Source organism: Devriesea agamarum (assembly GCF_900070355.1).
Taxonomy (GTDB): domain Bacteria; phylum Actinomycetota; class Actinomycetes; order Actinomycetales; family Dermabacteraceae; genus Devriesea; species Devriesea agamarum.
Window position 1 is genome coordinate 2,138,710 of record NZ_LN849456.1, and the last position, 20,137, is coordinate 2,158,846.

At 60.2% G+C, this 20,137-nt stretch carries 19 protein-coding genes; 12 read left to right on the top strand and 7 right to left on the bottom strand.

Annotated elements, in window-relative coordinates; translation table 11 throughout:
- Positions 1–159: 159 nt before the first annotated feature.
- From BN1724_RS09100 to BN1724_RS09110, 3 genes are all read left to right on the top strand, one after another.
- On the top strand, positions 160–399 hold the full coding sequence (locus BN1724_RS09100; RefSeq protein ID WP_058235098.1) for a hypothetical protein: 240 nt from the start codon (positions 160–162) through the stop codon (positions 397–399).
- 305 nt (positions 400–704) lie between these two features.
- On the top strand, positions 705–2,372 hold the full coding sequence (locus tag BN1724_RS09105; RefSeq protein ID WP_058235099.1) for a gluconokinase: 1,668 nt from the start codon (positions 705–707) through the stop codon (positions 2,370–2,372).
- Between the two features lie 336 nt (positions 2,373–2,708).
- Positions 2,709–3,248 carry a peptidylprolyl isomerase gene (locus tag BN1724_RS09110; protein ID WP_058235100.1) on the top strand — a complete coding sequence of 180 codons (540 nt, stop codon included), beginning with the start codon at positions 2,709–2,711 and terminating at the stop codon, positions 3,246–3,248.
- A 190-nt stretch (positions 3,249–3,438) separates the two neighbouring features.
- Here the strand turns inward: BN1724_RS09110 and BN1724_RS09115 are convergent, their stop codons facing one another.
- Positions 3,439–4,857 (bottom strand): MMPL family transporter, encoded by a 1,419-nt coding sequence (locus tag BN1724_RS09115; protein ID WP_231928210.1) that lies wholly within the window; start codon positions 4,855–4,857, stop codon positions 3,439–3,441.
- A gap of 4 nt (positions 4,858–4,861) precedes the next feature.
- Between BN1724_RS09115 and BN1724_RS12955 the strand changes: the two genes are divergently transcribed.
- Entirely contained in the window at positions 4,862–5,359 is a 498-nt protein-coding gene (locus BN1724_RS12955) for a hypothetical protein (RefSeq protein ID WP_157085843.1), read from the top strand.
- A 293-nt stretch (positions 5,360–5,652) separates the two neighbouring features.
- Here BN1724_RS12955 and BN1724_RS09125 read toward each other — a convergent pair whose 3' ends face one another.
- Together BN1724_RS09125 and BN1724_RS09130 are read right to left on the bottom strand one after the other, a co-directional pair.
- Positions 5,653–5,910, bottom strand: coding sequence for a hypothetical protein (locus BN1724_RS09125; protein ID WP_058235103.1), 258 nt, complete (start codon positions 5,908–5,910; stop codon positions 5,653–5,655).
- A 17-nt stretch (positions 5,911–5,927) separates the two neighbouring features.
- Positions 5,928–6,476 carry a hypothetical protein gene (locus BN1724_RS09130; RefSeq protein ID WP_157085844.1) on the bottom strand — a complete coding sequence of 183 codons (549 nt, stop codon included), beginning with the start codon at positions 6,474–6,476 and terminating at the stop codon, positions 5,928–5,930.
- Positions 6,477–6,761: 285 nt separating this feature from the next.
- On the opposite strand from BN1724_RS09130, the gene BN1724_RS09135 reads away from it, so the two are divergent.
- On the top strand, positions 6,762–7,577 hold the full coding sequence (locus BN1724_RS09135; RefSeq protein WP_058235105.1) for a rhomboid family intramembrane serine protease: 816 nt from the start codon (positions 6,762–6,764) through the stop codon (positions 7,575–7,577).
- 882 nt (positions 7,578–8,459) lie between these two features.
- Here the strand turns inward: BN1724_RS09135 and BN1724_RS09140 are convergent.
- Together BN1724_RS09140 and BN1724_RS09145 are read right to left on the bottom strand one after the other, a co-directional pair.
- Positions 8,460–9,104 (bottom strand): pyroglutamyl-peptidase I, encoded by a 645-nt coding sequence (locus BN1724_RS09140; RefSeq protein WP_058235106.1) that lies wholly within the window; start codon positions 9,102–9,104, stop codon positions 8,460–8,462.
- A gap of 16 nt (positions 9,105–9,120) precedes the next feature.
- Positions 9,121–10,074, bottom strand: coding sequence for a helix-turn-helix transcriptional regulator (locus BN1724_RS09145; RefSeq protein ID WP_058235107.1), 954 nt, complete (start codon positions 10,072–10,074; stop codon positions 9,121–9,123).
- A 95-nt stretch (positions 10,075–10,169) separates the two neighbouring features.
- Here BN1724_RS09145 and BN1724_RS09150 point away from each other — a divergent pair, with 95 nt between their 5' ends.
- The 5 genes from BN1724_RS09150 to BN1724_RS09170 all read left to right on the top strand — a co-directional run bounded on the left by BN1724_RS09150 (position 10,170) and on the right by BN1724_RS09170 (position 14,360).
- The gene (locus BN1724_RS09150) at positions 10,170–10,535 is read left to right on the top strand and encodes a VOC family protein (protein ID WP_058235108.1); all 366 of its coding nucleotides are present in this window, start codon (positions 10,170–10,172) and stop codon (positions 10,533–10,535) included.
- A 276-nt stretch (positions 10,536–10,811) separates the two neighbouring features.
- On the top strand, positions 10,812–11,255 hold the full coding sequence (locus tag BN1724_RS09155; RefSeq protein WP_058235109.1) for an Hsp20/alpha crystallin family protein: 444 nt from the start codon (positions 10,812–10,814) through the stop codon (positions 11,253–11,255).
- 191 nt (positions 11,256–11,446) lie between these two features.
- Entirely contained in the window at positions 11,447–12,127 is a 681-nt protein-coding gene (locus BN1724_RS09160; protein ID WP_058235110.1) for a GNAT family N-acetyltransferase, read from the top strand.
- Positions 12,128–12,414: 287 nt separating this feature from the next.
- Entirely contained in the window at positions 12,415–13,368 is a 954-nt protein-coding gene (locus BN1724_RS09165) for a type IV toxin-antitoxin system AbiEi family antitoxin domain-containing protein (RefSeq protein WP_058235111.1), read from the top strand.
- A gap of 89 nt (positions 13,369–13,457) precedes the next feature.
- Positions 13,458–14,360, top strand: coding sequence for a nucleotidyl transferase AbiEii/AbiGii toxin family protein (locus tag BN1724_RS09170; protein WP_058235112.1), 903 nt, complete (start codon positions 13,458–13,460; stop codon positions 14,358–14,360).
- Here the strand turns inward: BN1724_RS09170 and BN1724_RS09175 are convergent.
- Positions 14,317–15,468, bottom strand: a complete 1,152-nt coding sequence (locus BN1724_RS09175; protein WP_058235113.1) for an ROK family transcriptional regulator — start codon at positions 15,466–15,468, stop codon at positions 14,317–14,319. The two genes, BN1724_RS09170 and BN1724_RS09175, sit on opposite strands and share 44 nt — an antisense overlap.
- A gap of 609 nt (positions 15,469–16,077) precedes the next feature.
- Positions 16,078–17,274: a formimidoylglutamase gene (gene hutG, locus BN1724_RS09180; RefSeq protein WP_084252929.1), complete on the bottom strand. Its 1,197-nt coding sequence runs from the start codon at positions 17,272–17,274 to the stop codon at positions 16,078–16,080.
- A gap of 96 nt (positions 17,275–17,370) precedes the next feature.
- On the opposite strand from hutG, the gene BN1724_RS09185 reads away from it, so the two are divergent.
- A complete protein-coding gene (locus BN1724_RS09185; protein ID WP_157085845.1) occupies positions 17,371–18,141 on the top strand; it encodes an IclR family transcriptional regulator in 771 nt (256 codons plus the stop codon).
- 198 nt (positions 18,142–18,339) lie between these two features.
- Positions 18,340–20,121 (top strand): urocanate hydratase, encoded by a 1,782-nt coding sequence (gene hutU, locus BN1724_RS09190; protein ID WP_058235917.1) that lies wholly within the window; start codon positions 18,340–18,342, stop codon positions 20,119–20,121.
- Positions 20,122–20,137: the final 16 nt, after the last annotated feature.

Below are 20,137 nucleotides of genomic sequence, written 5' to 3' on the forward strand. Positions count from 1 at the left end.
GGGAGCTGTAAAGGGTAAGGTTGTTGCCCACCTGCGGAAGGGCTTGGTGGGAAGTTAAGGCTGGTGAATACTATGATCGCGGCAACTGTATCAAGATTAACTATTGGCTAACCGTTGAAGAAGTCCAACGTGGGCCCATAACTGCACATGAGGTGACCAATGGAACGATATAAGAAGAGAGGATTGCAGCACTCCCCGCGGTTCTGGGTGTGGGTCCTCATAGCCATCATTCTCTACCTCGCAATAGGCTCGTCTCCTGAAATTTCGACGGGGCTTAAAATTGCGCTGATCGCATGCATCTGGGCTCCGCTGGTGATTTATCTTGGGTACGTCTTCATCGGGTATGTGAAAGAAGGCTTCAGGGAAGGCGATCCAGATACTAAACGCCCGGCTCGTTAAACAGTGAACGGATGTATGTAAACCACTGCGAGTAGCCGTCATGTAGTGAGTAGGTTTAAGCCTTCCACGAGTACGTTGAAAACCATCCCTGTCACTAGGGGCTGTTAGCCTAAAGGCTAACAGCCCCTAGTGACTTTTCTTTGTCTTTATAGTCAAAGACGAATCGGTGCTCGTTGAGGATTTGGGGCGTCGTTTAGGCGTTATGGATCTGGCCCGGTGCCCTTCCCGCTACGCTCAGATGTGATCCAACGGGCCGCGCGTCGCAGCGACCGGCCCCGAGAACCCCACGTCGTCCGGAGGAAGTAGTGCCTGATCCGTTTGCCATCACCATTGATGATGCCCGCCTGCCACTCGTGCTCGCCCTAGATATCGGGTCCACCGGAACACGCGGCGGTATCTACGATGCCACCGGTCGTCCGCTCTCCGGAGTCCGAGCGAAAATAGCTCACGCGTTCACTACGGACACCGACGGCACCAGTGAAATTGACGCAGATCAACTGGTTGACGAAGTAGCTCGGGTGATCGACACAGTGCTCGCCAAACTTCAGGACCGATGGCGGAGATCCAGGCGCTCCGCTCTGACCGGTGATGATGGAGACCACGGCGTTGAGTCGCATCAGAAGACCACGCCGCAGGCCACGACTAGGACCTTGCAGACCGCCGGAGCGCAAGAAACGGCTGCGTCGCAGGAGATAACTGGGCCGCAGGTGCACGCAGTCGGTTTCGATGTGTTCTCTGCGAGCCTGGTCGGGGTGGATACGGACGGTCAGGCAGTCACCCCATGCACCACCTACGCCGACTCCCGCCCTACAGGTGACGTCGATGAGTTACGCCGGGAACTCGACGAAGCCCAGATACAGCAGCTCACCGGAACCCGGCTACACACCTCGTATTTACCGGCGAAACTGCGCTACCTGGCGCGCACGCAACCTGAAGTTTTCGCACGCTGCGAAACCTTTATGACCATCGGGGAATACGTTCATGCGCGCCTACTCGGGGTGTCGGCGATCGGAACCGCTGAAGCGGGCTGGACAGGAATGCTTGAGCGTCGTACCGGGCAATGGTCCACCGACATTGTGCGAGCCGCAGGCATTAAAACCTCGCAGCTGAACCCCGTGCACAACCCCGATAACACGCTCAGCAGTACCCGAACCGATGCGCGGTGGCCGGCACTCGCCGGTGCCCGGTGGCTGCCGGTGGTGGGGGACGGGCTCACCGCAAATCTCGGTATCGGAGCTGTCGGCGCCTCAACATTCGGTATGTCCGCGGCCACCAGCGGAGCCGTGCGGGTGGTGGCCGAGACAGATATTGACACCCTGCCCACCGGCTTATGGTGCTACCGGATTGATGATCACCGCTCACTGGTCGGGGGCGCCCTCAACGATGTGGGACGCCTCATCCAATGGGTGGAAGCCGTGGTCAACCGTGCCGAACCGGAAGTATCTGACCGTTCCGGGACTTTGCCAGTGGCCTGGTTCGATACCGCCTTTACCGCTGATCCCACGCCCGCAACCCCGCTGGTTCTGCCGTTCCTGTCCGGGGAACGCTCCACCGGATGGAACGGAAACGCCCGGCTGACCATGACCGGAATCGGGGCGGCGACCACCTCTCAGGACCTCGTGCGAGGCGTTTTTGAAGGGGTTGCGCTGTCTTATCGGCGTGTGTTCGATCAGCTGGTTGAGGTCGCCGGACGCCCGAGGCAGGTCATGCTCTCCGGAGGTGCGGTAACCGCTCTGCCCAGCTGGGTTCAGGTGTTGGCCGACGTGCTAGAAACCCCCGTGCACCACGTCGAGCTGAAACGGTCAACCATGCGGGGTGCTGCCTTGCTGGCCCTGGACGTGATTGATCCGGACGGTGAGCGTGCCCCGGTCCCATCGGCACGAGTAGTGCAGCCGCGCCCCGAGTTCGCCGAACACTACCGTCAGCGGATGGCCGCCTTCGAGGAGCTGTATGCGCGTGACGTGGCGGGCTAATGGTCGGGAGGTTGCTTGCTACGTGCGACGTGAAGGGATGCTCTCGGGCGTTCACCCGTGATGCATGGCGCGGTCAGTTAACTTAGGGCTGGTGCCATGGAACGCGGTCCGAGCGACGGCGTGACCCTGATGCGTGACAGTCGTGGTGTCATGACCGGGTGATGCGGTCGTGGGAGAGACCGCAATCCATCGGCGAAACGGTAAGCGGGCAGCAGAACCTACCACCGAGAAAAGTCCAGGTCACGGCTGCTGCGGACGTGAAAATCGGATGCATCGACGGGGATTGAGCTTCGCAAGTTGTCCCGCGGACCGTGTCGTCTGTGCGAGGATGAGCCCATGTTCGCAACACTGCACACCTCTGTCGGGGACATCCGTCTCGAACTTTTCCCGGACCACGCTCCGAAGACCGTCGAGAACTTCGTCGGTCTCGCGAAGGGCACCAAGGAATTCACGGATCCTCAGACCAACCAGAAGGTGACCCGTCCGTTCTACGACGGCATCTCCTTCCACCGTGTCATCGACGGATTCATGATCCAGGGTGGATGTCCGCTCGGCACCGGAACCGGTGGCCCCGGCTACACCTTCGACGACGAGATTCACCCCGAAAAAGACTTTAACTCCCCGTACGTTCTGGCTATGGCGAACGCGGGCAAGCGGATGAACGCTATTACCGGTCGTCCTTCAGGCACCAACGGCTCTCAGTTCTTCATCACTGTGGGCCCGACCCCGCACCTGATGGGCAAGCACACCGTCTTCGGCCAGGTCGCCGACGAGGAGTCCAAGAAGGTTGTGGACTCCATTGCGACCACCAAGACGGATATGCGTGACCGCCCGCTTGAGGAGATCACCATTAACTCGGTGACCGTCGAGGACTAACCCACCTGCGCCACTGCGCGGTTGATGTTCTCACCACAACCTGATTGCACGATGCGTCGGCTGGGTGAGAGCTCATGACGATATGCAGCAGGCCCCGGACTCTACGCTCATGTGCAAAGAGTCCGGGGCCTGCTGCATGACCTATGAGCCGTTGGGGGTGAGGCTTGCCCAGCTGTGCCGGTGGGGCAGCTCAACCGCGCCGGGTGTGCCGAGCTAGCCGTCCAGGCCACCACATGGCGCGTCCGAGCAGTGCAAACAGCGCCGGAACCAGTACCGTGCGCACGAGCAAGGTGTCCACCAGCACGCCGAGACCGACGATCAACCCCAGCTGTCCGAGCACGACTAGCGGCAGCACCCCTAGCGCTGCGAATACGGCGGCAAGCACAATACCCGCACTGGTGATCACCACCCCCGTCCGGCTGACAGCGTGGACCATGCCGATCCGAGTGGCGCGACGGATCCCGCCCGGAATCCCGTCGTCGAGCAGACGGATAGTTTCATGCCGTGCCCGATGCACGAGGAAAATCGTGTAATCAATCCCGAGGGCAACCAGGAACAGGAACGACAGCAACGGCACCGTGATGTCCAGGGCTGGAAATCCCAGCAGATGGGTTCCCACAAAACTGCCGAGCCCGATAGCTGCCAGGGCACTGAGCACATTGACAGCCACCAGCACCAGCGGCGCAACCACCGCGCGCAACATCACGGCTAAGACGATCAGCACCACCGCGAGAATCCACGGGGCGACCACCATCAGGTCGCGCATGGAATCATGGCGGATGTCCAGAGCCGTGGCGCTCGATCCGCCGACCAGGGCGTGTGCCCCCGGAATGTTTCCGACGGCGTCGCGAAGATCCTGGGCCTCCCGCTGCGCTGCTGCGGAATCCGGTTCTGCCGAGCCCACCGCCCGCAGTTGAACCAGACCACTGGGGCTGGTGCCGGTCGGGGTGACGCGCCGAATACCGTCGACATGGGCCGCGGCATTCATCACTTGTTTCTGCGATGAGCTGGAGGCGACGATGAGGTGCGGTTGGGCCTCACCAGCGGGGAAATGTTCACCCATGACGCGCAGGCCTTCCGCCGAATCGCTCGGCACAGCAAATTGTTCCAGCTGAGTGAGTCCGACTCTGGTTCCGATTAGTCCGCATGCGAACACGACCAGAAGAAGGACGGTGCCAACAGTCGCAAGGACGGGCCGCCGGGTAGTTGCCGAGGCCACCGCGTGGAAAATCCCGCGGTCATTGTCGGTGGCGCTGTCCGTGGCAGTGCTGGACTGCGTGGCTGTGCGTGTGTTGATATCGGGTGCCGCAGCAGCCTGAGCGGGAATGGAGGATTGAGCTGTGCTCGTGCCATGAGGTTCCCCTGCGCCGCCGTGATGTGCCGCTGTGTCATCCCCTGTGCTGGTGTCATGACGTGTCGGTGGCTCACCTGCTGCGACGGCGGGGCGGGGAATGAAGGGCCAGAAGACGCCGCGTCCGGTGATCGCGAGCAGGGGAGTCAGCATGAAGAGCACCAAAATAAGCGCGGTCATCAGGCCGACCGCAGCCGCGATACCGAGGCCGCGGGTCGCGGGCATGACCGCTGCGATCAGAGTCAGAAGCGCGATCACGACGGTGAGGTTAACGTCCGAAGGGCACTTCATGCGCAACGGTGACGTCATCGACGAACTGGTCGCTGAGCTCGCCGTCGCCAGGCTGTCGCGTGACGACGCAAGTGACCTGCTGACGCCCACAGACGACGGCCCCGACATTGCGGCCCTGAACGCCCGTCTCGTCGAGCTGGAGGGCCGAGAGACGTCAATCGCCCTACTGATCGTCGGGGTCAAGATGAAACCCGCCGCCGTGGAGCCCGCCCTCGACGAGCTGCACTCGGAACTGCGTAGCGTCAGCGAGCAGATCGCGCGGACGGTGCGCCGCGACCCGCTGGCCGAGGCCGTCGGACGCGAGGACGTGCGCGTCTGGTGGGACCGGCTGACTCTGGCTCGAAAGCGTGTCACCGTGGAAACGCTGATGGATGTGCGCATCCAATCCGTTGGCCACGGGCGCAGGGTGCGAACTACCGAGCAGACACTGGAGACCATCAAGATCGTCTCTGGAAGAAGGGAAGCGTGACAATGACTGACATCATGCGCTGCGAGCACGGCTTCCACTACCACCGCGGCCCCCACGCGTGCGACTGTGGCAACCATGACGATGACTGCCCCTGCTGGGCGTCGAAGCAAGCGGAGGACGCCGGGGAGCGTTAGCCATCCCGGCGGGTTGCCGCACGCGCTCCGCGTGTTTGCCCTGTGTCAGCGATACTCCGCTCAACTGAGTCCGTCTAGAGGGAACCCTCGGAACTGGCGCGGGCGCGACAAAGCCCCAGAGCGGTTTTTCTGCCGCTCCGGGGCCGGTCATGCCCGCTTTTACGAGCTGATCGCGTTCACTGCTTCGATGATCGATGCTTCTGGGTGCTGCTTCCGGTATTCCTTGACAGCTTTCGGATCGATGCCGTCGGCAGCACCGGGTCTGACGTTTTCCTGCTTGCTTCCGAAGAACGTCAGGATCATGATGGCCCACGCCCCGAAGATCGCGGTCACGAGCCAGGTATCAAATACCACGTAGGCGACAGCCGCTGCCGCGAGGCAGGCGAATACCAATGTGTACCTGAGGTTCCGTTTCATTTCGCCCCTAACTTCCTTCACCACTTCCAGGGGCAGGCCTTCTTGACGGCTGCAATGCCGAGCAGTTCGGCTCCCAACGCGGCAGCAGCCCCGCCGAGAGCCTTCAGCTTCTCATGAGAGAAGCTCGCTCCCCACATCAGCTTGATTGCCTTAGTCACGCCGCCTAACGAATCCATCAGCTTCTTGATCTTAATGATCTTGGCAATCGGGATCGCAGTGGTGCCAATGGCCAGCAGAATAGCGCCTGAGCACTCTAGGAAGCCGGTGGGCTCGGTGACGACCATGCCCTCGATCGTCAAGGGCTTCTCCTGCAAGTTCTGAGCCACCCAGAGGCGGGTCGCCGCGTCTCCTTTGAGGAGGACAGACTCGGGGATCTGGTCGATCGCCCGCAGTAGCTCTTCAATCTGCTGCGCGTCGCCGACGGAGGAACCCGTGACCGAGACGACGGTCTCCGCAATGGGTTCCGCTGCTCGTGGCGCGGCAGTGGCGGGCGCGATGGTCGTCATCGCGAGCGCCGAAGCAACCACGACGGTAGTTGATACACTGATCACTTTTTGGATTTTCAAGCTCTCTCCTATGAGATATTGACATTGACCAAGGTACTTCTTAAGTATATCATTAATAATAGTGTATTTCATATCGTTCAAAAAATGGCCACGGTTGGTTCCTCAAAATCGATGTGGTGGCGATGAATACGGTCGTGCTCAGACGCGTAGGTTTGTTACGGCTACGTCGGTCTTAGCGCTTTCACGCTAAGTTTTATGACGCTCTGTCAGATCAATCGAACGGTTGACTTTGCTGGTGACAGCCTCCGTGCGCCGAATGTCTGACCGGTGGTGTAGGAATGAGGGATGACGTCTCCATCGCCTCAAGATTCGCCCCGTCGACGCCCTACCTATGGCTTACCCGGTCCGTCGCAAACCGGAGCTGAGCAGCACGAAACGCTGGATGACGAAGCCCGCGCGGTGTTCGTCTACCCGCCACAAGGATCCGGTGGTACCGAAACGGGCCTCTCAGGTGGTTTAGGCCAGACTCCACCTGGAGGGCTGTATCAAACCCCGGAGCAGCCACGTACGGTAACCAAACGAGTTATCGCTCCAGGAACTCCCGTGGTGACGTACACGGTGATCGCTCTGTGTGTGCTCGCCTACCTGGGGCAGATGCTGATCCCGGAGAAGGTGGAGTTTTATGGGGCGTTTATGCCCGCGCTCGCCGCCGACCATCCATGGACGTTCCTGACCGCCGGTTTCCTGCATGCCGGGGTCATACACATCGTGTTCAACATGTACGTGCTCTGGGTGGTGGGACGCGCGGTTGAACAGGCGTACGGCTGGTGGCGCTATCTCACGATCTACCTGGTATCGATAATCGCCGGGAACGTGACCATGTATGTGACGGCGTTGGCCTCCGCCGAAACCTGGATTACGTGGGCCGTGGGCGCGAGTGGTGGCGTGTTTGGCCTGTTTGGGGCCCTGTTTATCCTGGCGAAGAAGATGCATCAGCCGACCGGACAGATCTTGATTCTGGTGGCCATCAACCTTTTCATCACGTTCTATTTCCCGAACATTGCGTGGCAGGCGCATGTCGGGGGCTTAGTGGTGGGGACGGCGATCGCGACCGTCATGCTGTATGTGCGTCCGCGGGTTCGCCCCTGGTATCGGGTGTGAGCGTCGTCGGGTGCGTGGAACCCGGGCCGGGCATCAGAGAATCTGGCACCGACATCGCATGGGAAGTTGAGCGGGTGCCCTTGGCCTTGGGCTTGGCGTCGGTGCCTCATCAACATCGGGGTGAACACCGACCGTGAAACTACAGCGGTGTGACTATCCCCAGGGTGTGGATAACTTTGGGGATGGAGTGAGGAGAAACCTGAACTAAAGCTGAAAACTGTGGATAACCGCGGGGATTCTGTGGACGTTCATGGGTGTGTCTGCTGCGGAGGGTGTTCTGGGTGTCGCCGCTGAACTGGCTGCGGTGGTGCGATCCGAGGACGGTTTTACAGTTCGGGCCTAGTTCGGTGCGCTTATTTTCCACCGCCTCTGGCCGCCGCTGCGGCGGGAGGCATGAGGGGCGTCATGGGCTCGGGTCGCGGCGCGATGTTGGGGGAGCTTGGCGGGCGCGCCTGATGTCCCCCTCTCGCATTTAGATGGCTATCTTTGCTGGTAGAACGGAGAATACGATCCGAAGTGGCGCTGTAGCCTCAGTGGACAGTGTTTGGTCTGCTGCTCATACCTATTGTGGCGGTGCGGAGGTGAAGCCGAGGGGGGCGAGGTGCGCTCGAGGGGGTGCGGCGAATAGCGCGTGACGGCAGGCGCGGTGGCGCATCTGGGCGGCAGTCATCCACAACCGGTACGGGGCGACACGCGAGCACACCTGCGAAATAACAAGCGTGTGATTAGTCCCCAGCTGTGAATAATTTTGTGGATAACTCTGTGGGAGCGTAGATCAGAGGCGGGTCTTTCACACTGGCGGCGGGCTGTCGGGGCCTTTTCGCGTCTTGGTGGGCATCCCCTCGCAGTCGATCGATTGGGGTCTGTGGGGAGTGATGTATCTCAGTGCTCTGACCCACCAGAGATTTTCATATCGCTTGCGTCGCTGCCCAGATTGAGGGTCACGTCCACGGCTCGGGCAAGTGCGATACCACTCGTGCGTGCGGGTAGGTCGGATACCGCAGGCACATGGATGAATCCGGCCCAGCGGATTTGCTGATTAGTGCTCGCGACGTGCATGAGCCGATAAAAAACGTCATTGCATACGTATGTACCTGCGGTTTGAGACACCGCTGCGGGAATATCGTCACAGGTGAGGGCGTGCACAATACGTTTCAGAGGCAACGTCGAGAAATATCCGACCGGGCCACTGGGAATGCAGGGTTCATCGATGGGCTGAGCGCCGTCATTGTCAGGGATGCGAGCGTCGCGAATATTGACGGCGACGCGCTCAACCGTGACAGCTGTTCGGCCGCTGGCGAGACCGGTTGCGATAACGAGTCGTGGACGATGCTGCGCGATTAGATCTAGAACAACCTGTGCCCCGCCGCCACCTTCTGCCGTGCCGAAGGTCACCGGTATCTCGGCTACCTCCACGTCAACATAGCGGGAGAGCAATTCTTGGGCGTGGCAGACGGCACCCCAGGAGGGATTGGCATTATTTCCGCCGAACGGAGCGAATCCGGTGAGTAGAACGTCGGTTCCCATGCGGAGTACCTCTTTCTTAGGGGGAGGGGTGGGCCTGTGCTAGATGGCACGCTAGATCGTGTATTCGTCGAACTGCGTCAGGCGGACTGATCACCTGAATATGATCCCCGAACTGGAGAAGCTGGCGAACAGACTCCATCTCGGGATATGCGAGCGTAATCTGAACCCATTCACCCTGTGTTTCCGCGATGTTGATGATTCGTGATCCGAGGATGCGTCGGGCAAGGTCGAGACGCGTGGCCCGCAGCTTTGCATGAATCGTCACCGCCCGTGCTGGTGAAAATTCGTCCATCAGACGGTCCCAGACACTGGTGAGTGTTTGTCCTGCGCGGAGATCTGCCTGCTCCTGAAGAACCTCATAGGTTTCAATGCGACTCGCTTTGAACATGCGAGGAACGGTTTTGACATCGCCAATGAGGTACCAGGAGGCCGCTTTATTTATCAGGCCGTAGGGGTCAACAAGGAGCTGTGTACTTACTAGCTCTCCGCTTCGTCGGTAGCGGAGACGGATACGGCGTCGATTACGTGCGGCCTCTAGCAAGTCGTGCAGGTCCATATTGTGTTCGTTGGAAAACCATCCCGACGAATCAATGCGCAGGACGTCTGCCAGAGGTAAAGCTTCATCGTGGGGCATCCGGGATGCGGCGGCAGCAAGTTTTTGTTGGGTCTGGGCGCTCACGTTGCCGAGGCCGATCTGTGCGAGTGTGCTCGGAATAATGCCAGTCGTGGTTAAGAGTTGAATTTCGGCGGGGTTGAGTCGTGCCAGGTCTAGCCGGGCTCGCCTATCTAAGACGATGGCTCCATATCGACCCCGCTCAGTGCGGATAGGTGCGCCTGCGGCTGATAACGCCTCGACATCTCGCAGGATAGTGCGTTGAGATACCTCGAACCGACGGGCTAGTTCTCTGCTCGTTAATCGGTCATGGGTCTGCAAGAGCAACAGCATGGACAGCAGGCGGGCTGATTTCACGGGCCTGATCTTTTCATAAAGATGACATTAGTTGTCGTATATCAGTGATGGTCTGAGTGGTGACAGAATAAATCGAACCGAGGAGTGATCTCTCCATGCCAGCCCCAAATCTTTTTCTGATATACGTCAGTGATACGGAACGTTCGACCGCGTTCTACAGCAATCTGTTCGACATTGAGCCGGTCTTTGTTAGCCCTCGCTACGTCGCCTTCGAGGTAGCTCCAGGAGTCCTCTTTGCGGTGTGGAGCGGGCATAGCCACGATCTATCGGGGACCGCTTCGCGAGCGAGTGAGGTGGGGCTGATGATTCCCAACTCGGCCACCGAGATCGATGACCTCTACCTGCAATGGTTAGCCAAGGGGGCACGGGTGGTGAAGGAGCCCCACGATGATGTGTTTGGTCGCACCTTCATGGTTGCTGACCCTGACGGGAATGTCATTCGTGTGAGCCCCGTCGACTGAGGTGGGCCTATTCGTCGATGCGCATACTTGGCGATAGGTGTGCCCGATAAGTCCTTTGCGGACCCGGGTTGAGTGCGTTAGACTCAACTTTGGAATACGTGGGGTGCGAGCGGCGTTGCACTTCACGTAAGTTCGGATCTGAGGTGATAGAAACCAGGCCCGCATGCCTCACTGGCACCCCTGTGGATGGCCGCGTGGATGTCGGGTCACGGATCGCACCGTAGGTCTGTTCCCCCTAGATCACAGCATGATCGCACGACGAAGGAGAACCAAGTCATGGCACGCTCGTTCAACCCCCTGCATGAAATGGACCGCATCCTCTCGGACATGACCAGGACGCCTGCATCACTGGCTATGCCCATGGACCTTTTCCGCAACGGTGATGTGTTCGTGGCACAGGTCGACCTGCCGGGTGTAGACCCTGCATCGATCGACGTCGACGTCGAGGATCGGACCCTGACCATCCGCGCGGAACGCACGTCGGCTCCAGCTGACGAAGATCGCCAGTGGCTATCGCACGAGCGCCCCGTGGGAACGTTCGCACGTCAACTCACGCTGGGCACCCGGGTGGCGCTGGACCGCATCGAGGCCAGCTACCACGACGGTGTTTTGGAACTGACCATCCCTATGGCCGAGGAAGCCAAGCCCCGCAAGATTTCCGTGGCCCACCGCGATGAAAAGAAAACCATCACTGGCGAAGCTGATCGCGTCGCCGAATAAGACCACGCCGCCGCTACGGCATCCTCACACGAGGTGACGAGCGGGATCTGACCTGTGGTGTACAGGTAGAAGTTCACTCCCTCATGCTCGCGGCGGCTCGGATCCATGGACAGCTGAGGGGTGTCGCGCACATTGCGGCACCCCTCAGCTATGCCTGTCGTAGGCAGATGTACCCGTCGTAGGGTATGAGAATGGCGAATTGTGATGAAAGCAGTGCACCCGATCCCTTAGCGAAGGCCTTTCCGCCGTTTGGTGTACGCATTGAAGCGGGTGAGCTCACTCTGAGGCTCATGCGGGATCAGGACTTCCCGGAATACTTTGAACTTCTCGACTCCCCGATCTTCGAGGATGAGGAAGCCGACCACGTGTTCCCGTGGTATCGACAGAACCCAAGCGAACGTCAACGCGGTGCCCTCATATATCAGTGGAAGGTGCGTGCGGGTTTTGAGCCGGACGGTTGGCGCCTGCCCATGGCGGTACTCAAAAATGGTCGAATCATTGGGTCGCAGGAAATATCGGCAGAACAGTTTTCTGTCACGCGATGCGTTCGTTCAGGATCATGGCTCACACGTTCTGAACAGGGCCGCGGATTTGGCAAACTGATGCGGCAGATGATGCTGGTGTTTGCGTTCGACTACCTCGGGGCGACCCGCGCAGAATCATCCGCGGTAATTGGCAACCAGGCATCATTCGGGGTGTCCCGAGTCTGTGGCTATGAGCTGAATGGTACGAGTGTTGAGTCTGCAGGTGGAAGATCGGTGGTGGAACAGCGATTTGTTGTCACCCCGGACACGCTCGTGCGACCCGACGTGGAGGTTCGCGTTATCGGACTGACCGATGAGTTACGTGAAATGCTCGGCGTTTTTCAGTAGGGAGTCGTGGCCGCTGCGGCACCCGCAGACCTTGTTGAGGCGGAGACCCTCGTATCGCGCCCAACACCTAGGACACGGGTTCAGGCTCTGGGGCGGCCTTTGTTCCGTTGACACTGAGAAAGCGTTCGCGCGCGAATCTGGTGCCGACGATGATGGCGCCGGTGCGTAACCCATGGCCAGCAGCTGTTCGGTTGACCCTCCTGGAGTAACATACTAAGCACCTGCATGAGTATTGTGCTTATCTTGTAACATCATAGGTGTTACTTTCTCAGCTCAGGAGGTGTCTGATGCGCTCTGTCGACGTGATCACCACGCTTGAAGAGCTCGGATCTTCTCAATGGGGACTCGTCACCACCGGCCAGGCTGAGGAATACGGAATTTCCCGGGTCACGATGGGGAGGCTCCGCGACGACGCCATCATTTCGCCTGTGCGACGCGGCGTGTGGGCATTGCCTTCGGCGGACCACGGACCCCTTCAGGATTTGAAGGCAGCGTGGCTGAGTACAAACTCCAAAGCGCTTGGAGGGGAACGCTTAAACCCGTGCGATGTCGTCGTGTCGTTCGTCTCGGCGGCCACCGTGCACGGTCTTGGAAATCTCATTCCCCAGCAGCATGAATTCACCGCGCCGAAGCGTCGACAAACCATTCAGTCAGATCTTCGGTTTCACCGCGCGGATGTCACGGGTGATGTCGTCATCGTCCACGGATTGCCGGTGACTTCCATTCCGCGAACCGTGGCAGATCTCGCCGCGACATCGATCGATTTCGACCATCTTGGAACCATCATTAGCGATGCGCTTGCCTTTCCTGATGTGCGTCCTCGTGACCTTGCGGCCCGACTTGATCCCTATGCGGGGAGATACGGTTATGCGAATGGCGCTTTGCTCGTCGAGGCGAGCCTAGAGGTGGTGGGCCTTCCCGCTGTGGCGATGAATCTCAGTGCAACCCGCGCTCTGGCGAAGGCTTTTGCGTCCCAGAGCTCGATTAACCTTGCTTCGGGGCTTGATGAGGCTATTGCTCGGCAACTCAAAAAATCAGGACTGGTTGAGAGGCTCGCTCACCTTATCGGGGAGGCCTTTAACCAACATGGAAGTCCGTTCCAGTCTAGTTCCGATGCGGTTCAAGGACCTTTAAAGGGGAAACTCCCCAAAATACAGCTCGGTATATTTGAAGACCCCAGTGTTCAACACTCTGATCGTGCTCGCTCCCACAATCACGACGAAGCTGATATGGAAGAATAAAGGTGGTTAATTCTAAGCGTCGAAGACGACCTCAAACGCCCCAAGCGCTGCGGGCGTCATTAAACCAAAAACTCAAGAATGCTGTTAACGTGAAGGGTGCATCGATCGAAGAGGTGCGCAAGCAATTCGCCTTCCAACTGCTTTTCCGCCGCATGTTTAGTGAGGACAATGGGCGATGGATAGTTCTCGGCGGTAATGCCCTATTGCTCCGTACCGGAGGAGGCCGCTTCACCCAGGATGTCGACTTAGCGCGCGCCGAAGGATGGGAAAGCGATGATGAATTGAGAGCTGAGTTTCAAGAAATTCTCACCCGCGACGTGGGGGATCCTTTCAGTTTCGTGATCGATCGTTTTACTTCGCATGACCGTAGCGACCCCTATGGTTACGGATCTAAAACAGCGACGGCGCACCTCACCGTCTTTCTCGGTCCCAAAGTTTTTGAGTGGTTTACCATTGATTTCACAGTGCGCCGGCATGTTACTGGTCCCGTGGACTATCTAGCTCTTAACCCCGTAATAGATCACGAAGTGTTGGGTGACCTCCCAAAGGTCCCTGTCGTTCCAATCGAAAATCAAATAGCAGATAAGGTCTGTGCATTATACGAAAAACATAACGGGCCGACAGCCTGGTCGACGCGTTACCGAGATTTAGCAGACATTGTTCGCATTGTGCTGGATTTGGAGATCGATGGTGCTCGACTCAAAACCATGCTTCGTTATGAATGTTCGCGGCGCCGAATCCATGAATTACCCAGAGCGCTTTGTGCGCCACACGAGTCTTGGATCAGTGAATATCCGGCTGCTGCCCGCCGATTTACGGGTTTCCCCGCAGCATTTCACGATCTCGACCAGTCGCTTAGCTGCGCAGGACGCTGCCTGAACACGGTGCTTGACGGAACCCTCGCTGAAGGGGTGTGGGATCCATCCGCGCAGCGCTGGCGTGAAAATCCTAGGACACGGGTTCAGGCTCTGGGGCGGTCTTTGTTCCGTTGACACTGAGAAAGCGTTCGCGCGCGAATCTGGTGCCGACGATGATGGCGCCGGTGGCGACCACGCGGGATCCGAGTGGGATCGTCAAGATATCGGGGCTCCAACCCAATCGTCTGGTGAGGGTGTCGACAATGCCGCGGGTGAGCACGCTTTTTGCTGCCGCTGCCTCACCGCCAATGGCAATCCGGTCGGGGTCGATAAATTCGATCACCGGGGCGAGCCCGTCCCCGATCATGTGCGAGGCTTGCTGGACGAAAGCCACGGCGTCACTGTCGCCCGCGAAGGCACGAGAATATACGTTCTGGCCCCGGCGTTCGAGGCTCGGACCGGTGCTTAGAAGTCGGTATAGCTGGTCCCAGTTGCCTTTGCTGAGTTCCCCTGCTTCGCCATGGGCGCCGCGGTGGATGGACCCTCCCAGGACCAGGCCGCACTCGATATGCGAGCCGAGAAGCAAGCAAATCATGGTGCCGGTGTCGGGAACATTGACTGCCCCGGCGAGCGCTGCCAGGTTGGCATTGTTTTCCACGATGACGGTGGTTTGATACCGCTGGGTCAAAAAATCGTGGAGAAGAGAGCCGCGCCAGCGGTGAAAAATCCCTGAGCGGGTGATGATGCGGGTATTTTGCACGACGCCCATCACGGCTACCACGAGGCACGCCAGGGGAGTGTTGCGGATGGTGTTCTCGGCGAGGGCTTCGTTCAGGAGCTCTTCGATCAGGAGCGGAAGGTCATCGACACCGCGAAAGTTGTCGGGTACATCGAGGGAACGCTGGGCGCGCGGCGTGGCGTCGAGGTCGGTGATATGCACTTCGATCCGGTCACTGTGTAAAACCACTGCGCCGACTAAAAACGCGTGGGTAGCGAGCCGGTAGCGTCTGCTGGGGCGGCCACCGCGAGGAGTGGAACCGGTGGGGGCTTCCTCGGTGATCACCCCGCCTTCCAACAGTGCGTTGATGGCTGACGCCACCGTGGGCCTGGATAATCCTGACGCGCGGCAGATATCAGAGATGGTTTCGGGGGTGCTGGCACGGCGCAGGACTTGGATCACGGTGCGCTGACTGACGAACGACATCCCCGGGGGGACGAACAGGTCAGGCGCAGTGGCTGGCATCGGGCACTCCTCGGGTGACACGGCGGCTGATCAGGCTCGTCTTAGCTGGTGGCTAGAGACTAATGCGGAACCTGACCAGATGGTCAACGTCTGTTATAGCGGGTCGACCTTTGAATGGCGAGGGCCGTCCGGCATAGCCGACAAATATAACGACGTTATTAGAAGAACAATGTGGTGATGCGGGGATATAGCCGGTTGATTAAGCGGATTCATTTTAGGTGCGATGGTCCCGCTGACCCCGGCAGAAAGTCCCGCCTCTGACCTATCGGACTACTGTGCGATGAGCAGATGAAGTCCGTTCATATGGCGCAATGAACTCTCATATGCGGCCATGGAGTGTGACAGTTGAATATTACCGTTGAATATAAAAATTAAATGCGTGAACACAATGTGGTCACGAATTGTCGCGGTTGGAAGCTTTCGGCGCCCGTCGTGTCCTTAACGGCGCACCGTGAAGGAATAGCTGCACACGGCGTTCATGGCCGCGCTCGGTTATGTCTGTCGACCCGGTCCACGGTGTTCGTGGAGCGGTCGGTTATGTCTGTCGCCTCGGTTATCGCTATGGCCTCGGTTGCGCCTGGGTGCGGTCGTTGCGACCGGAGCGCCCTGTTATGACCGGGAAGCTCTGATCCAGTGGGTCACGGCGGTGTCGATGAGACGGGCTCCAGTGCGTGCGGTCCGGTTATCAATGTCGAGGTGCGGATTGAGTTCCACCACGTCGACTAAGGCCAGTGACCCGCTGCTGGCCGCTGTGCGTACGGCGCAGTCAATCAACGGCATCGCCACACCGTATGCGGCGGGCGCTGATACCCCGGGCGCGTGCGCAGCGGGGAGTACGTCGAGGTCGATGGTGAGATAGAGAAGGTCGAGATCCCGAACAAAGTGCTCAACGAAACTGCGCACCGCCGAGAAACCTCCCTCAGCGCACTCCACATCGGTGAGATACGAAACCCCGAGGTCGTGAGCCTTTGAAAAGAGCACGCCGGTGTTGGATGGTTCGCTGATCCCCAGGACGGCGTAACGAAGCGCCCTGCCGCAGCGCTGTTCAGAATTAGCCATCTGTAAAAACGGGGTGCCGGAGGTCGGCTGGTCCTCATGGCGCAGGTCAAAGTGGGCGTCGAGGTTGAGCACACCCCAGCGCACGTCGCCGCCCAAGCGTCCGGAGCGAAGCAGCCCCTGGTAGGAAGCCCAGGCTGTTTCATGCCCGCCGCCGAGCGCAACCGCGAGATCGTGGGGACGGGCGCGGAGAATAGCCGCGAGTTTGTCGCCCATCTTCGCCTGCGCTGTTTCCAGGTCATGCCCATGGACCCGGATATCTCCATGGTCGAATACGGGAACATCCGTCGTGGCGCGCGCATCATGCAATGCGAGCGGTGCCAGTGCGCGGCGCAGCTGATCGGGGCCTAGGGCTGCTCCTGTTCGGCCGCGGTTGCGGCGCACACCTTCGTCGGAACAAAAGCCTGCCATGTGAATGGCTAGATGGTGTGGATCGGTGGGCGCCGGGTCGTGGTGCCCGTTTGATGCCCAGCCCTGCTGTGCGCTGGACAGCCGGTCCTGATGTGCGTCCATTGCCGAGCTCTGATGTGCGTTGGATACAGGTCTGTGCCGAGGGGAAGAGGGTGAGTTTGATCCGGGAGCGCTGCGAACCACCTGGTGCCAACGGGCGTGCTGGGCGCCGTCGCCGTCGTGGCGACCCGTCCATAGGTCTGCGGCCGCGGTCGACAGTGCGTCGCGCCTAGCCCGATTGTGCTGGGCCGTGGCAGCCTCATCGGCGCCGGGAACGTCGTCGGAAATACCGGTGTTCATGAGTTCCTCATCCTGGGTATACGTCTGGCGCGGGCTCGCCCCGCACCGTCACCCCATATGCACACCCTGCCACCTAGGTGGCATGCTGGCCACATCATGTCATCAAAAGTTCCCGCCGCCGATGCTACTTTGCGGGTGCTCGCGCATCTGTCTGCTCAGCGCGGACCGGTGCCTGCCGCTCGACTCGCTGCTGAACTTCAGTTGCCGCGCTCAACCGTGTACGACCTGCTGTCGGTGCTGACCGAGCACGGGTTCGTTCTTCATCTGCGCGAAGAACGCCTCTATGGGCTTGGGCCCGCCGCATTCGCTCTGTCCAGTGCCTATTCGCGGCAGGCGCCTCTGGCTCGGGTTGGTCGACCGGTGATGGAACGGTTGGTCGATGAGATCGGAGAGTCCGGGCATTTGGCGGTGCTGCATGGCCGGGATGTGCTGTACATCGTTGAAGAACGCGCCCGAAATCGACCGTCGCTGGTGACGGATGTGGGGGTTCGTATCCCCGCTCATTTGACGGCTAGCGGTCGGTCGTTGCTGGCGGGTTTGCCTCCGGCGCACGTCAACGTGCTGTATAGCAGTGTCGAAGATTTCACGCATCGCACCTCAGCGGCCGCCCCACGCAGTCCGCGGGAACTGAAGGATTTACTCAAGCAAGTCCGTCGCGATGGGGTGGCGCATGAGTGCGGGGAGGTGACGGAAGGTTTCGCCTCAGTGGCGGCGCTTGCCCGCGATCATGCTGGGATGCCTGCAGCGGCAGTGGCGTTGACCTGGGTTGATACGAGAGCCGGGGAGGAGGAAGCGGCACGTTTTGCGCGGGCAGTGCGTCGCGCTGCCGATGATCTGACCCGGGCCCTGCACGGTCGGAAGCCGTAGCTCACAGAGCACCGCATTATCCGTAATCCCGGACAGTACCGTGTGGTGAGTGTGAAGCAGCGTCGGTTCAATGTGGTCTCCTGGAAGGGCCGTCCGGGCCCGAGCGCCACTTTTCGATGGGGAAGGACCACGATGACCACCGAACACACTCCTGCGCCAGCAACGTCACCTGCACCACTGTCCCCGCCGTCAAACCTCATGCCCCCGCAATCTGACTCGACCCACACCCCCGCGGGTCCTCGCGCAGTCCGAGCCCCCCGCGGCACCGAGCTGACGGCCAAGAGCTGGCAAACCGAAGCGCCGCTGCGAATGCTCATGAATAACCTCGACCCCGAGGTGGCCGAACGCCCCGATGACCTCGTGGTGTACGGCGGAACCGGGCGTGCAGCCCGCTCCTGGGACGCATTTGAGGCCATCATCGCCTCCCTGAAAGAACTGGAAGACGACGAGACACTGCTAGTCCAGTCGGGGAAACCCGTCGGCATCATCCGCACCCACCCGTGGGCGCCGCGAGTTCTGATCGCCAACTCCAACCTGGTCGGCGACTGGGCGACCTGGCCCGAGTTCCGCAGGCTCGAAGCCGAAGGACTCATGATGTACGGCCAGATGACTGCGGGTTCGTGGATCTACATCGCCACCCAGGGGATCCTGCAAGGCACCTTTGAAACCTTTGCGGCAGTGGCTCGAAAGCTGAACGCCGAAGGCCGACTGTCTGAACCGACCCTGGCTGGGACGCTCACACTGACCGCAGGCTGTGGCGGGATGGGTGGAGCCCAGCCGCTTGCGGTGACCCTGAACGGGGGCGCGGTGCTGGTGGTGGACGTTGACGAGTCACGTCTGCGGCGGCGCCTTGCCAAACGGTATCTCGACGAGGTGGCGCCCAACCTGGATGAGGCCATCAGCCGTTTAACGGCAGCTGTCAAGGAACGTCGTCCATTGTCTGTCGGGCTGGTGGGCAACGCCTCGGAGGTTTTCCCCGAAATGCTGCGCCGCCACCGTGCCGGCGAGGTGCATGTGGACGTTGTGACCGACCAGACCAGCGCCCACGATCCGCTCAGCTATCTGCCCACCGAGTTCGATGTGGAGCACTGGCATACCGAGGCTGCCGCCGACCCGGAAGGGTTCACCAAGAAATCCCGCGAAGCGATGGCCCGGCATGTGCGCGCCATGGTGGAGTTCCAGGACGAAGGCGCAGAGGTCTTTGACTACGGGAACTCGATCCGCGACGAAGCGCGTCTGGCTGGATACCACCGCGCCTTCGAGTTCCCCGGGTTCGTCCCCGCCTACATTCGGCCACTGTTCTGCGAAGGGCTGGGACCATTCCGGTGGGTGGCGCTGTCTGGTGACCCGAACGACATCGCGGTCACCGATGCCGCGCTCAAAAACCTGTTCCCCGAGAATGAGCATCTGCACCGGTGGCTGGACGCAGCGGCTACATACGTGGAGTTCGAGGGTCTGCCCGCACGTATCTGCTGGCTGGGCTACGGTGAACGGCACCGGGCAGGGCTGCTGTTTAACCAGCTGGTGCGCGACGGCGCAGTGAAAGCCCCGATTGTGATTGGCCGTGACCACCTCGACTCCGGTTCCGTCGCCTCACCCTACCGAGAGACCGAAGGCATGCTAGACGGCTCGGACGCCATCGCCGACTGGCCGCTGCTGAACGCCCTGACCTCGACCAGTTCCGGCGCGACCTGGGTCTCCATTCACCATGGCGGAGGCGTGGGTATTGGCCGCTCGATCCATGCGGGGCAAGTGGGGGTAGCTGATGGCACGGACTTAGCTGCGGAAAAACTCACCCGCCTACTCACGAACGATCCGGCTCTTGGCGTGATGCGGCATACGGACGCCGGATATTCCCGCGCGGCCCAGGTCGCTACCGAGCGCGGTGTGCGGATCCCGATGCCGCCCCGTCTGAGAGATTCGGAAGAACATGCAGAAGTACCCGCGGAAAGGACTACGGGCCATGACGCGTCACGGTGAGGTCGACCGGGTCAGG

Excerpts from the sequence above, each read along its gene's own strand:
- BN1724_RS09100 (WP_058235098.1), top strand. The coding sequence starts at position 160 with ATGGAACGATATAAGAAGAGAGGATTGCAGCACTCCCCGCGGTTCTGG.
- BN1724_RS09110 (WP_058235100.1), top strand. The coding sequence starts at position 2,709 with ATGTTCGCAACACTGCACACCTCTGTCGGGGACATCCGTCTCGAACTT.
- BN1724_RS09125 (WP_058235103.1), bottom strand. The coding sequence starts at position 5,910 with ATGAAACGGAACCTCAGGTACACATTGGTATTCGCCTGCCTCGCGGCA.
- BN1724_RS09135 (WP_058235105.1), top strand. The coding sequence starts at position 6,762 with ATGACGTCTCCATCGCCTCAAGATTCGCCCCGTCGACGCCCTACCTAT.
- BN1724_RS09140 (WP_058235106.1), bottom strand. The coding sequence starts at position 9,104 with ATGGGAACCGACGTTCTACTCACCGGATTCGCTCCGTTCGGCGGAAAT.
- BN1724_RS09150 (WP_058235108.1), top strand. The coding sequence starts at position 10,170 with ATGCCAGCCCCAAATCTTTTTCTGATATACGTCAGTGATACGGAACGT.
- BN1724_RS09155 (WP_058235109.1), top strand. The coding sequence starts at position 10,812 with ATGGCACGCTCGTTCAACCCCCTGCATGAAATGGACCGCATCCTCTCG.
- BN1724_RS09160 (WP_058235110.1), top strand. The coding sequence starts at position 11,447 with ATGGCGAATTGTGATGAAAGCAGTGCACCCGATCCCTTAGCGAAGGCC.
- BN1724_RS09165 (WP_058235111.1), top strand. The coding sequence starts at position 12,415 with ATGCGCTCTGTCGACGTGATCACCACGCTTGAAGAGCTCGGATCTTCT.
- BN1724_RS09175 (WP_058235113.1), bottom strand. The coding sequence starts at position 15,468 with ATGCCAGCCACTGCGCCTGACCTGTTCGTCCCCCCGGGGATGTCGTTC.
- hutG (WP_084252929.1), bottom strand. The coding sequence starts at position 17,274 with ATGAACACCGGTATTTCCGACGACGTTCCCGGCGCCGATGAGGCTGCC.
- BN1724_RS09185 (WP_157085845.1), top strand. The coding sequence starts at position 17,371 with ATGTCATCAAAAGTTCCCGCCGCCGATGCTACTTTGCGGGTGCTCGCG.
- hutU (WP_058235917.1), top strand. The coding sequence starts at position 18,340 with ATGCCCCCGCAATCTGACTCGACCCACACCCCCGCGGGTCCTCGCGCA.